General features: G+C 74.4%; 12 protein-coding genes. 5 read left to right on the top strand and 7 right to left on the bottom strand.

What is annotated here, in order from left to right:
• Positions 1–358 precede the first annotated feature (358 nt).
• Together E6U81_RS15895 and E6U81_RS15890 are read left to right on the top strand one after the other, a co-directional pair.
• Positions 359–814, top strand: a complete 456-nt coding sequence (locus E6U81_RS15895) for a group III truncated hemoglobin (protein ID WP_136230725.1) — start codon at positions 359–361, stop codon at positions 812–814.
• A gap of 136 nt (positions 815–950) precedes the next feature.
• Positions 951–1,364 (top strand): VOC family protein, encoded by a 414-nt coding sequence (locus E6U81_RS15890; protein ID WP_136230724.1) that lies wholly within the window; start codon positions 951–953, stop codon positions 1,362–1,364.
• A 22-nt stretch (positions 1,365–1,386) separates the two neighbouring features.
• Here the strand turns inward: E6U81_RS15890 and nirD are convergent, their stop codons facing one another.
• Genes nirD through E6U81_RS15875 form a run of 3 tightly spaced genes read right to left on the bottom strand, consistent with a single transcriptional unit; the run spans position 1,387 to position 5,523 of the window.
• Entirely contained in the window at positions 1,387–1,719 is a 333-nt protein-coding gene (gene nirD / locus E6U81_RS15885; protein WP_030761150.1) for a nitrite reductase small subunit NirD, read from the bottom strand.
• Positions 1,716–4,241 (bottom strand): nitrite reductase large subunit NirB, encoded by a 2,526-nt coding sequence (gene nirB, locus E6U81_RS15880; protein WP_136230723.1) that lies wholly within the window; start codon positions 4,239–4,241, stop codon positions 1,716–1,718. Before nirB ends, nirD begins: the two co-directional genes overlap by 4 nt.
• A 1-nt stretch (position 4,242) precedes the next feature.
• On the bottom strand, positions 4,243–5,523 hold the full coding sequence (locus E6U81_RS15875; RefSeq protein ID WP_136230722.1) for an FAD-dependent oxidoreductase: 1,281 nt from the start codon (positions 5,521–5,523) through the stop codon (positions 4,243–4,245).
• 157 nt (positions 5,524–5,680) lie between these two features.
• Between E6U81_RS15875 and E6U81_RS15870 the strand changes: the two genes are divergently transcribed.
• The 3 genes from E6U81_RS15870 to E6U81_RS15860 all read left to right on the top strand — a co-directional run bounded on the left by E6U81_RS15870 (position 5,681) and on the right by E6U81_RS15860 (position 8,187).
• A complete protein-coding gene (locus E6U81_RS15870) occupies positions 5,681–6,976 on the top strand; it encodes a ferredoxin reductase family protein (RefSeq protein WP_136230721.1) in 1,296 nt (431 codons plus the stop codon).
• A gap of 91 nt (positions 6,977–7,067) precedes the next feature.
• The gene (locus E6U81_RS15865) at positions 7,068–7,373 is read left to right on the top strand and encodes a hypothetical protein (RefSeq protein ID WP_136230720.1); all 306 of its coding nucleotides are present in this window, start codon (positions 7,068–7,070) and stop codon (positions 7,371–7,373) included.
• Between the two features lie 37 nt (positions 7,374–7,410).
• Positions 7,411–8,187, top strand: a complete 777-nt coding sequence (locus E6U81_RS15860) for a TSUP family transporter (RefSeq protein ID WP_136230719.1) — start codon at positions 7,411–7,413, stop codon at positions 8,185–8,187.
• A 14-nt stretch (positions 8,188–8,201) separates the two neighbouring features.
• On the opposite strand, the gene E6U81_RS15855 is transcribed toward E6U81_RS15860, so the two are convergent.
• The 4 genes from E6U81_RS15855 to E6U81_RS15840 all read right to left on the bottom strand — a co-directional run bounded on the left by E6U81_RS15855 (position 8,202) and on the right by E6U81_RS15840 (position 11,524).
• Positions 8,202–8,831 (bottom strand): class F sortase, encoded by a 630-nt coding sequence (locus E6U81_RS15855; RefSeq protein ID WP_136230718.1) that lies wholly within the window; start codon positions 8,829–8,831, stop codon positions 8,202–8,204.
• A gap of 129 nt (positions 8,832–8,960) precedes the next feature.
• The gene (locus E6U81_RS15850; RefSeq protein WP_063834909.1) at positions 8,961–9,503 is read right to left on the bottom strand and encodes a hypothetical protein; all 543 of its coding nucleotides are present in this window, start codon (positions 9,501–9,503) and stop codon (positions 8,961–8,963) included.
• Between the two features lie 234 nt (positions 9,504–9,737).
• On the bottom strand, positions 9,738–11,012 hold the full coding sequence (locus E6U81_RS15845; RefSeq protein ID WP_240803836.1) for a HAMP domain-containing sensor histidine kinase: 1,275 nt from the start codon (positions 11,010–11,012) through the stop codon (positions 9,738–9,740).
• Positions 11,009–11,524 (bottom strand): hypothetical protein, encoded by a 516-nt coding sequence (locus E6U81_RS15840; RefSeq protein WP_206309943.1) that lies wholly within the window; start codon positions 11,522–11,524, stop codon positions 11,009–11,011. Before E6U81_RS15840 ends, E6U81_RS15845 begins: the two co-directional genes overlap by 4 nt.
• Between the last annotated feature and the right edge of the window lie 34 nt (positions 11,525–11,558).

The raw sequence follows: 11,558 nt of genomic DNA, 5'->3' as shown, positions 1-11,558 counted from the left end.
CAAATCCTCATTACGCCCGAGCGACCGGTCGGCGTTCAATCCTTCGGCGCGGATTTCCGGGACGGGGACGCCCGGGCTTTCTTTCCCGAAGGACTTCCCGGCCTCCGCCGTGGCGCCGCGGCCGGATTCCCGTGGGCCGGGTCTCCGCGCGGCCGACGGCGTTCGCACAGCGCCGCGTCCGCGAAGACTCCCGGAATCCGGCGCCGGCGCCGCGGTGCGCCCGGCGGATCACACCGACCAGTTCCGGCCTGTCTCGGCCATCGGGGTTTAGGACGTGTCCGCACACGGTGGCGAGAATTGGCCCATGGCGGGACCTTGTGCCCTGGGAAGGCGCCGTGCGGAGGAGGACCGTGGAGGCATGAACCGCTTCGCCGCCGACATCTCGGGCCGCGCCGACCTCGACGTCGTGCTGCGGCGCTTCTACACGGCCGCCTTCGCCGACCCGCGGATCGGCCCGTTCTTCACCCGCATCGCGGGCACGGACCTGGACGTCCACCTGCCCCGGATCACCGACTTCTGGGAGCGGGCCCTCTTCCGCACCGCCCCGTACCGGCGCAACGCCTTCGCCCCGCACGCCGCGCTGCACTCGGTGCGCGCCCTGACGGCCGCAGACTTCGGCCGCTGGGTGCAGCTGTGGCACGCGACGATCGACGGACTGCACAGCGGGCCGAACGCCGACCGGGCCAAGGCCCAGGGCGAGCGGATCGCGCTGACGCTCCACCGGCGCCTCGCCGGCCCGGACGCCGACCTGCGGGGCGAGGGCACCACCGGCTTCGTCCCCCTTGCGGCGCTGGAGCTGCGCTCGGCGGCCTGACCTGCGCTTTCGTCGGCCCGGAAGAAAAACTCAGAAAACTTCGCGAGCAGCGATGAGTTTCCCGCGGCCCCGCGGTCTACCTCTCGAAAGCACCGACCGAGCGCCGAGTACCGAGCAGCAAGAGAGAGGGACCCCGATGTCCGCGACCATGATCTTCGTCAACCTGCCCGTCAAGGACCTGGACGCCAGCAAGGCCTTCTGGGGCAAGCTGGGCTACTCCTTCAACGCCCAGTTCACCGACGAGAACTGCGCCTCGATGGTCATCAGCGACACCATCGTCGCGATGCTCCTGACCGAGGCCCGCTACAAGGACTTCACGCACAAGGAGATCGCGGACGCCACGAAGACGTCCGAGGTCCTGCTCTGTCTGAGCGCCGAGAGCCGCGCCGCCGTCGACGAGCTGGTGGACGGGGCCGTGGCGGCCGGAGCCACCGAACCCCGCCCGGCCCAGGACCACGGCGTCATGTACGGCCGTGCCTTCGACGACCTCGACGGCCACACCTGGGAGATCATGTGGATGGACCCGGCCGTGATCCAGAAGCAGGACTGACCGGCCGGCTCACCCCTGGCGGTCAGGAGGTCGCGGCGGTCCGCACCGGGTAGGTGCGGACCACCACCTCCTCGTCGTCCAGGCAGCGCCCCGTCTCCAGGTCGAAGCGCTGCTTGAGCAGCGGAGAGGCCACGAAGGGCCGGCCCGCCGCCGCCCCCACCAGGCCGCGCGAGAGCACCTGCGCGCCGGTGAAGGGGTCCTGGTTGCCGATGGCGTACGCCCGGCCCGCCCGGTCGACGAACACCGCGGCCTGGCTCCCGTCGGGCAGCAGCGCCGCGACCCCGCGCCCGGGGACGAGCGCCGAGAGCTCGCACACCGTCAGCCAGCCCTGCGCCACTTGCAGTTCCACGGTCATCGGACGGCACCTCCTATGGTCAGGACGGCCAGGTCGGGCTTGACCTGGTCACGCTCGGGGACGAACTTCACGGTCGGGTCGGGGGCGCCGGGCGCGTTCACGAAGGACACGAACCTGCGCAGCCGCTCCGGGTCCTGGAGCGTCTCGGCCCATTCGTCCCGGTAGTGCGCCACGTGGTCGGCCATCAGGGACTCCAGCTCCGCGCACAGCCCCAGCGAGTCGTGCACGACCACGTCCCGCAGGTGGTCCAGGCCGCCCTCCAGCCGCTCCAGCCAGGTGGAGGTCCGCTCCAGCCGGTCGGCGGTGCGGACGTAGAACATCAGGAACCGGTCGATCAGCCGGATCAGTTCCGCGTCCGACAGGTCCTGGGCGAGGAGGTCGGCGTGGCGCGGGGTGGCGCCGCCGTTGCCGCCCACGTAGAGGTTCCAGCCGCTCGCCGTCGCGATGACCCCGAAGTCCTTGCTCTGCGCCTCCGCGCACTCGCGGGCGCAGCCGGACACCGCCGACTTGAGCTTGTGCGGGGCGCGCAGCCCCCGGTAGCGCAGCTCCAGGTCGATGGCCATCCGCACGCTGTCCTGAACGCCGTAGCGGCACCAGGTCTGCCCCACGCAGGACTTCACCGTCCGCAGGGCCTTCCCGTAGGCGTGCCCGGACTCGAAGCCGGCGTCGACGAGCCGCGCCCAGATCCGCGGGAGCTGGTCCACGCTCGCGCCGAACAGGTCGATGCGCTGCCCGCCGGTGATCTTCGTGTAGAGGCCGAAGTCGCGGGCCACCTCGCCGATCACGATCAGCTTGTCGGGGGTGATCTCACCGCCGGGAATCCGCGGCACGACCGAGTACGAGCCGTTGCGCTGCATGTTCGCGAGGAAGTGGTCGTTGGTGTCCTGCAGGGCGGCCTGCTCCCCGTCCAGGACGTAGCCGCTTGCGCCGAGGGTGGCCGCGAGCGAGGCGATGATCGAGCCGACGGCCGGCTTGCAGACCTCGCAGCCGTCGCCGCCGCGGGCCTCGGGGCGGCCGTGGCCGTCGAGGATCTCGTCGTACGAGGTGAGCCGGCGGGTGCGGACGATCTCGTAGAGCTCGGCGCGGGTGTACGGGAAGCAGCCGCACAGCCCCTTGTCGGCGGCGGCCGGGAGCAGTTGCCCGATCACCTTGACGCAGGAGCCGCAGCCGGTGCCCGCCTTGGTGCACTTCTTGACCTCGGGCAGGGTGGAGCAGGCGGTGATGACCTTCTTCGTGACGTTGTGGCAGGAGCAGATCACCGCGTGGTCGGGGAGGGCGGACGGGCCGAGCGCGACGGGCGCCCCGACGCCCGCGGGCAGGACCAGCTGCTCGGGTGCGACGGGCGGGACGCTGCCGGTGAGCGGGCGCAGCAGGCCGTAGGAGTCGGCGTCGCCGACCAGGACCCCGCCGAGGAGGACGCCGTCGGGGGAGACCACCAGCTTCTTGTAGACGCCGGAGCGGGAGTCGGACCAGACGACGTCGAGGCTGCCGGGGGTGGTGCCGTGGGCGTCGCCGAAGGAGGCCACGTCCACGCCGAGCAGCTTCAGCTTGGTGGAGAGGTCGGCTCCGGTGAACTGCTTCTCGCGGCCCAGCAGGTCGTCGGCGGCGGTCTCGGCCATCTCGTAGCCGGGGGCGACCAGCCCGTACACGCGGCCGTCGACGGCGAGGGCGCACTCGCCGATGGCGTAGACGTGCGGGTCGGAGGTCAGGCAGCGGGCGTCGACCGCGATACCGCCGCGCTCACCGACGTCCAGTCCGGCGTCGCGGGCCAGTTGGTCGCGGGGGCGGACGCCGGCGGAGAAGACGACGAGCTCGGTGTCGACGGTCGAGCCGTCGGAGAGCCGCATCCCGCTGACCCGGCCGTCCTCGCCGGTGACGACCTCCTGGGTGCCGACACCGGTGTGGACGGTGAGGCCCATGGACTCGATGGTGCGCAGCAGGGCCGCGCCGCCGCCCTCGTCGACCTGGACGGGCATCAGGCGAGGGGCGAACTCGACGATGCGGGCGGCGAGGCCGAGTCCCTGGAGGGCGCCGGCGGCCTCCAGCCCGAGGAGTCCGCCGCCGACGACCGCGCCGGTGGTCTTGTCCTTGGCGTACTCCTCGATGGCGAGGAGGTCCTCGATGGTGCGGTAGACGAAGCAGCCGGGGGCGTCCTTGCCGGGGACGGGAGGCACGAAGGGGTAGCTGCCGGTGGCCAGGACCAGCACGTCGTACGGGAACACCCGCCCCGAGCGGGAGGTGACGGTGCGGGCGGCCCGGTCGATGTGCTCGGCCGGGTCGTCGAGGTGGAGGGAGATGCCGTGCTCGTCCATGAACCCGGCGGGCGTCATGGACAGGTCCTCGGGGGTGCTGCCGGAGAAGTACGAGGTCAGGTGCACGCGGTCGTAGGCGGGCCGGGGCTCCTCGCAGAGCACGGTGATCCGGTGCGTGGCGGTGATCCCGCGCTCGGCGAGCGCTTCGAGGTAGCGCTGGCCGACCATGCCGTGCCCGATGAGCACGATCGTGGGCGAGGGCTCGGTCATGTCAGTGGCCTCCGTCGTCGGTGAGCAGGTGGAACAGGTCGTGCGGTGGTTCCCCGCCCTCCCAGGTGCGGGCGAGGGCGCCCACCGTGGAGAGCTCGCCGAGCAGCACCCCGCCCACGAGGAGGTCGCCGCGCAGGACGACCTTGCGGTAGGTCCGCCGGGTGGCGTCGGCGAGGCGGACCACGTCGTCGCCGGGGCGGGGGGTGGTCTCGCCGAAGGCGGCGAGGTCGAGGGAGCCGTTGCCGGATCCGCCGAGGGTGAGGCGGGTCAGGGCGCGGGTGCCGGTGTACGGCGCGGGAGCCCCGGTGAGGACCGCGGCGAGGGCATCGGCCTGCTCCAGGGCGGCGCCGGCCAGGCCGTACACCTGCCCGGCGTGCTCGGCGCAGTCACCGATGGCGTGGATGCGGGGGTCGCTGGTGCGCAGGTGGTCGTCGACCACGATGCCGGTGCGGACGTCCAGGCCGGCGGCCTTGGCGAGGCCGGTGCGGGGGCGTACGCCGCACGCGAGGACGACGACGTCGGCCTCCAGCCGGTAGCCGTCGGCGAGTTCGACGCCGGTGACCCGCCGCTGCCCGGGTGCGGCGCCGTTGCCGCGGGCTCCGCCGGACCCCCGCGCCTCGAACGCCGACGGGGCTGAAGCGGTCGTCGTCAGGCCGCGGACCCGGCATTCCGTGTGGATCTCCACACCGAGCTCGGTCAGGTGGGTCGCCAGCAGGGCCGAGGCGTCGGCGTCCAGGTGGCGTTCCATCAGGCGCTCGCCCTGCTGGGCCAGGACCACCACCGCCCCGCGCGCGGCGAGTGCCCGGGCGGCCGAGACGCCCAGCAGGCCGCCGCCGATGACCACGGCCCGCACTCCGGGGCGTACCGCCGCCGAGAGGGCCAGGCAGTCGTCCATCGTGCGGAAGGCGTGGACCCCGTCCGGGAGATCCCGTCCTTCCGGCTCGAACAGCCCGCGCAGCGGCGGGAGCACCGCGTTCGAACCGGTGGCCAGCACCAGCGTGTCGTACGGGGCCACCGTGCCGTCGTCGCAGTGCACGGCCCGCTCCGCCCGGTCGACGCGCACGGCCCGGACCCCGCGCCGCAGCGCCGGGCCGGGGGCCGGGAGGGCGGTCACCTCCGGCGCGTACCGGCCGGCCAGGACCTCGGCGAGCAGGACCCTGTTGTACGGGACGCGGGACTCCTCGCCGAGGACGGTCACCGCCGCGGCCGGGCCCAGCCGGTCCGCGAGCCGCAGGCCCGCGAGGCCGCCGCCGATCACCACCACACGCTTTTCCGAGGTCATGCCATGAGGGTGCGCGGCCGCTGTTTCCCCGCCGCATCGCTCCTGTTACCCGGACGGAACGCCGACCTCAGCGCCCGGTTTAAGGGTCGGTGAGGCCTTCCTCAAGGCCGCCTTAAAGGTCATCGCGGCCGCTCCGGGGGCCCTTAGCGTGATCCGCATGCGAGATGCGGCGGTGCGGGTCAGGAGCGGGATCCTGGGCGGGGCGGGGGTGGTGGTCCTGCTCTGGGCGGTGCAGGTCCGGCCCTCGGCGCGGCCCGACGCGCTCTTCGCCACCGCCGCGCACCTGACCGGTCTGCTCGCCGGTTACGGGGTGCTGGTGCTGCTCTTCCTGATGGCCCGGGTGCCCGCGGTCGAGCACGGGGTCGGCGCCGACCGGCTCGCCCGCTGGCACGCGTTCGGCGGCCGCCATGTCCTGCTCCTCTGCTTCGGGCACGGACTCTTCGCCCTGCTGGGGTACGCCGTGCACACGGGAGCCGACCTGGTCCGTGCCGTCCGGGAGCTGCTCGGCTACCCCGCCATAGCCGCCGCCGCGGCCGGGACCGTCCTCCTGGCCGCGGTCGGTGCGACCTCCGCCCGGGCCGTACGCCGCCGGATGTCGTACGAAACCTGGCGCGGGGTGCACCTGCTCGTATACCTCGCCGCCGCGCTCGGCTTCGGGCACCAGCTCGCCGGGCCCGACCTCGCTGCGGCGGCCTGGTTCTGGGCGCTCGCCCACACCGTGGTCGCCGTACTGCTGGTCTGGTACCGGGCCGTGGTGCCCGTACGGCAGGCCCTGCGGCACGCGCTGCGGGTGGCGGAGGTCCGCTTCGAGGGGCCCGGGGTCGTCTCCGTCGTCGTCCGGGGCGAGCACCTGGCGGAGCTGCGCGCGGAGCCGGGCCAGTTCCTGCGCTGGCGGTTCCTGCAGCGGGGGCTGTGGGCGGCCGCGCTGCCGTTTTCGCTGTCCGCGCCGGTCCGCGGGGACACGCTGCGGATCACCGTGAAGGGGCTCGGCGGCCACTCCCGCCGCATCCGCCGGCTGCGTCCCGGTACGCGGGTCCTCGCCACCGGGCCGTTCGGGGCGCTGACCGCGGCCCGGCGGACCCGGAGCAAGGTGCTGCTGATCGCGGGCGGGGTCGGGATCACCCCGATGCGGGCCCTGTTCGAGACGCTGCCGGGCGGTCCCGGGGACATCACCCTGCTCTACCGGGCCGGCGCCGAGGAGCACCTGGTGCTGCGGGTCGAGCTGGAGGCCATCGCCGCCGAGCGGCGGGCCGGGCTGCACTACCTGCTCGGTCCGTCGGGCGCCGCCTACGACCCGCTGGCCCCGCAGGCGCTGACCGCGCTGGTGCCCGACCTCGCCGAGCACGACGTCTACCTGTGCGGGCCGCCGGGGATGGCCGAGGCGACCCGGGGTGCGCTGCTGCGGGCCGGGGTGCCGGCCGGGCGGATCCACTCGGAGTGCTTCAGCTTCTGAGCCGCGCCGGTGTGCCCGGTCCGCGCACCCCCGTCCCCCGCCGTCCCCCCCCCGCATCCATGGCCCCCGCGTCCCCGAGGAGTTCCCGCCCATGCGTCACCCGCTGCACGTCGCCCTGTCCGTGCCCGTCGGCGTCCCGGCCCCGGCCCCGGCCCCGGTACAGGTCCCGGCGGCGGCCGCCCGGCACCGCAAGCCCCGCAGACCCTCGCCGGTGCGGGCCGCGCTGGCCGCGCTGGCCCTCGTACCCCCGGCCGGACGGCTCGCGGCGGGGCTGGGGGCGGCCAGCGTGCTGGCCGCCACCGTGCTCACGGCGGTCGTGGACCCGGCCGCTCCGGTGGCTCCGGACCGGGTTCCGGCCCGGCAAAGCTCAACCTTTGCGCAAGTTTCCGCGAATTGAATGGTCACTGCACCCAACGTCTCCATAGGGTCGGTTCGTGCCTGACATATCAACGACCATGATCATCGTGCTGTGCGTGGCGGCTGCCGCGGCGGGCTGGATCGACGCGGTGGTGGGCGGCGGCGGCCTGCTGCTCCTGCCCGCGCTCCTGCTGGGCCTGCCCAACGCGCACCCCGCAACCGTCCTCGGCACCAACAAGGCGGTGGCGATCGTCGGCACCGCCGGTGCGGCCGTGACGTATGTCCGCAAGGCCCCGGTGGACGTGAAGCTGGCCGTCCGCATCGGCCTGGCGGCGCTCGCGGGATCGATGGGTGGCGCCGCGCTCGCCGGCGGCATCAGCAAGGACGCCCTCCGTCCGATGATCATGGTGGTGCTCGTGGTCGTCGCCGGGTTCGTGCTCTTCCGGCCCGGCTTCGGCACCGCCCCCTCCACCTCGCCCGTCAGCCGCGCCCGGGTGCTGCTGGCCATCGGGCTCGCCGGCCTCGGCATCGGCTTCTACGACGGCCTCATCGGGCCCGGCACCGGCACCTTCCTGGTGCTCGCACTCACGGCCCTGCTCCACCTCGACCTGGTCACCGCCTCCGCCACCGCCAAGATCGTCAACTGCTGCACCAACGCGGGGGCGCTCGCGATGTTCGCCTACCAGGGCATGGTGCTGTGGCAGCTGGCCGCGCTGATGGCGGTGTTCAACCTGGCCGGCGGCATGATCGGTGCCCGGATGGCGCTCCAGAAGGGCAGCGGCTTCGTCCGCGGGGTGCTGCTGACCGTCGTCGGCGCACTGGTGGTCAAGCTCGGCCTGGAGCAGTGGGGCTGACCGGCCGGCGCCGTTCAGTACGTCCCGGTGAGGTGGGCGAAGACGACGACGTTGCCTCGGTAGCCCGTACGCGGTGAGAACCCGCCGCCGCAGGTGATCACCCGTAGCTCGGCGCGCGGCGAAGGGCCGTACACGCGGGTGTCGGGGAAGGTCTTGGCGTCGTGGACCTCGACCGCGTGGACCGTGAACACGGCCGTACGCCCGTCCGCGCGCGTGACCTCGATCGCGGTCCCCCGGCGCAGCGCGCCCAGGTGGTAGAAGACCCCCGGCCCGGCGGAGTCGTCCACGTGCCCGGCGATCACGGCGGTGCCGGTGGCGCCCGGGGTGGTGCCCTCGCGGTACCAGCCGGCGAGGTCCCGCCGGTCGGGCGGGGGCACTTCGAGGTGGCCGCCCCGGTCCAGCCCGAGCCCGACCAGCGGGGCGTCCACCCGGATGGAGGGGATCCTGATCCTGCCGGGCGGCGAGCCGGGGAGTGGGGCGATGCCGGGGCCGACGACCCCGGCGGCGGTCAGGGCCTCGGCGGGGGAGGGCAGCGGTGGCCCCACCGGCTCCCGGGAACCGCTGGTCACGAGCCAGATGCCGATGCAGGCGGCGAGCGCGACGAGTCCCCCGTGGCGGGCGGTCGGGCGGAAGTCGCCGGCCATGGAGAACCCCTCCGCCTCTCGTCCGAGGTGACTGGCCGTCGCCCGGCCCCGCGAACGGGGGGACCTCGCGGGGCGGGCGACGGGGGACGGTACCGGTCGGACCGCGGCAGCAGCCGCGGTGGGCGTCCGTCAGCTCCGCGTGCCGCTCGCCCGGCGACGCAGGAGCCAGGTACCGCCTACGGCGGTCGCGGCCAGTACGGCCGCTCCCGCCGCGATCTTGGCGGGGTCGGTCGTGGTGGTCGTGCCACCGCCCACCCCGGAGTTGACGTGGCCCTGCGGGCCGCGTTCGGTGACCACCAGATCGCCGGTCGCGAACTTGCCGTTCGCGCAGGTCGCGCCGATGCCGTAGGTGCCGGGCCGGGTGCCGCGGGCCACCTGGAACTGGCCCACGACCACCTCCTTGTGGGTGCCCGGGACCAGCTTGAACCGGCCGCCGCCGACCGTGGTGGCATCGCCGTCGGCGTGGCTGCCCGGGCCGCAGGCGGTGGTGTTCACGGTGACGGTCGCGCCGGGGGCGGCCGACTTCGGCCAGACCTCCAGTGCGGCGAAGTCCCCAGGTGCGAAGCCCACCATGCCGAGGTCCGCGGCGGCGACCGCGCCGGCGACCGGGCCGGTGAACGCGACGGCGGTCAACGCGGTCGCGGTCAGCACGTGTGCGGTACGTCGGCGCATGGGACTCTCCCTGAAGACACGGGGTCGTGTATCCGAGGAAACCCGGCCCGCTCGGAACGCGCCTGCTGATGTCCCGTCAGGTATGCCGTGTCACGGCCTGCCGCGGTTCGTCCGCGCAGGTCACGCCGAGTGTGGAGCCATCCGGGCCACCCGCGCCGTCCGGGTGACCGGATGCCCCGGACGGCCGCCCGGCCACGACGGCCGCCGGGCCGCGACGGCCGCCGGGGCGCCGCGTCAGGCCGGCGGGAGCGTCACCGTGGCCGCCGCACCCCCGGCACGCGGGTTGGCGAGCCTGACCCGAGCACCGATGACCTGCGCCTGCCCGAGGGCGATCGTCAGACCCAGCCCCGTGCCCTGCCCGCGCTCGGGCGCTCCCGTCAGGAACCGCTGCGGCCCCTCCCGCAGCAGCTGGTCCGGGAATCCGGGCCCCGCGTCCCGCACCGTCACGGCCGTCCCCGACACCGCCACCAGGACCGGATCCCCGCCGTGCCGCCGGGCGTTGGCCAGCAGGTTCGCCAGGATCCGCTCCAGCCGCCGTACGTCCGTGCGCACGCGAGCCGGCTCCCACGCCCCGAGGACCTCCGCGGCCACCCCCGACCGGCGCGTGATCGACTCCACCAGCGGCCCCAGCGGGAGCGCCTCCCACTGCGGCTCCTCCCGGTTCGCGTCGAGCCGGGCCACCTCCAGCAGGTCCTCGGTCAGCGTCCGCAGCGCCGCGACCCGGTCCCGGACCAGCTCCGTCGGCCGTCCCGGAGGCAGCAGCTCGGCCGCGGTGTGCAGCCCGGTCAGCGGTGTGCGCAGCTCGTGCGCCACGTCCGCGGTGAATCGCTGCTCCGCCTCCAGCCGCTGCTGCAGACTGGCCGCCATCGTGTCGACCGCCGAGGACAGTTCGGCGACCTCGTCCCGCGCCCCCGGCCGCCCCGACGGGCCGATGCGCGCGTCCAGGTCACCCGCGCTGATCCGGCGAGCCGTCTCGGCCGCCGTCCGCAGGTCCCTGCTCAGCCGGCTGGCCAGCAGCGCCCCGCCCAGCGCCGCGAGCGCCACGACCGAAGCCCCGTACGCCACCAGATGCCGGTCCAGTTCGGCGAGCTCGGCACGCTCGTCGCCCAGCGAGAGGCGTACGGACAGCACGTGTCTGCCCCCGATCGGGCGGGCCGCCCAGACGGCCGGGTCCGGCCCGGACATGTCGAGGTAGGTGGTGCGCTGCCCGTCGAGCGCCGCCGTCCGCAGCGCGTCGGGCAGCTGCGGGCAGTCGATCCGGGCGTCGGCCTCGCCGACGTAGTCGCGGTCGAGCCGGCCCGTCAGCTCGTACACCTTCCGTACGGTGATCAGCTGGGCGGTGGCGCCCGCCCGTGCCGCCTCGCCGATCTGGCGGGCGCGCGCCCCGTGGATCAGGAACCCGATGGCGACCGCGACCAGCGAGCAGCCGACGGCCAGCAGCACGGCGATCTTCCAGCGCAGGCCGAGGGCCTGCGACAGCCTGCGCCAGGACGCCGGGAGCCGCCTCACGGGGACTTCACCCCTCCGTCGGTCGGGTGCCGGGCCGCCCCGGTCCCCTCGGCGTCGCAGTCGGGGCCGGACTTGCGGAAGCGCCGCTCGTCGTTGACGACCGTCATCCGGTGCCCGTCCCAGTGGTAGCGGACGGCCTGCTCCGAGCCGTCGTCGGCGGCGATGCGGACCAGCAGGTCGTTGCCGATGGTCTCGGCGGCCAGCTGCCGTCCGATGGTGAACAGGACGGAGACGATGCTGTCCCCGGCCACCGCGTAGACGCTCAGCGCCGAGCGGCCCGTCGCCGTGTCGGCCGCGACGATCAGCTCCGGCCTCCCGTCACCGGTCAGGTCCCGGTGGACGGGCGGACGCATACCGGCCCGTCCCGGCTCCTGGATGGAGCCCCTGCCGAGGTACGGGCGCATGCGCGGGCAGGCGCGCGCGACCTGCGCCGGGTCCACCCCGAGGAGTCCGTCGGGGCCCGGCGCGGGGGCGTTCTTCAAAGGCGTCGGCGCCGGCTCCTGACGTCCCACCGCGGCGCCCGGCGCCGAGGTCCAGGCCGGCCAG

Source organism: Streptomyces sp. A0592, assembly GCF_004795115.1.
Lineage (GTDB): Bacteria > Actinomycetota > Actinomycetes > Streptomycetales > Streptomycetaceae > Streptomyces > Streptomyces erythrochromogenes.
The sequence above is the reverse complement of the archived record's forward strand: the minus strand, read 5'-3'. Positions and strand labels throughout refer to the sequence as shown.

What these genes read in the sequence shown, in the direction of transcription:
- E6U81_RS15870 (WP_136230721.1), top strand. Translation starts at nt 5,681, where the DNA reads ATGCGAGATGCGGCGGTGCGGGTCAGGAGCGGGATCCTGGGCGGGGCG.
- E6U81_RS15865 (WP_136230720.1), top strand. Translation starts at nt 7,068, where the DNA reads ATGCGTCACCCGCTGCACGTCGCCCTGTCCGTGCCCGTCGGCGTCCCG.
- nirB (WP_136230723.1), bottom strand. Translation starts at nt 4,241, where the DNA reads ATGACCGAGCCCTCGCCCACGATCGTGCTCATCGGGCACGGCATGGTC.
- E6U81_RS15895 (WP_136230725.1), top strand. Translation starts at nt 359, where the DNA reads ATGAACCGCTTCGCCGCCGACATCTCGGGCCGCGCCGACCTCGACGTC.
- E6U81_RS15855 (WP_136230718.1), bottom strand. Translation starts at nt 8,831, where the DNA reads ATGGCCGGCGACTTCCGCCCGACCGCCCGCCACGGGGGACTCGTCGCG.
- E6U81_RS15850 (WP_063834909.1), bottom strand. Translation starts at nt 9,503, where the DNA reads ATGCGCCGACGTACCGCACACGTGCTGACCGCGACCGCGTTGACCGCC.
- E6U81_RS15890 (WP_136230724.1), top strand. Translation starts at nt 951, where the DNA reads ATGTCCGCGACCATGATCTTCGTCAACCTGCCCGTCAAGGACCTGGAC.
- nirD (WP_030761150.1), bottom strand. Translation starts at nt 1,719, where the DNA reads ATGACCGTGGAACTGCAAGTGGCGCAGGGCTGGCTGACGGTGTGCGAG.
- E6U81_RS15875 (WP_136230722.1), bottom strand. Translation starts at nt 5,523, where the DNA reads ATGACCTCGGAAAAGCGTGTGGTGGTGATCGGCGGCGGCCTCGCGGGC.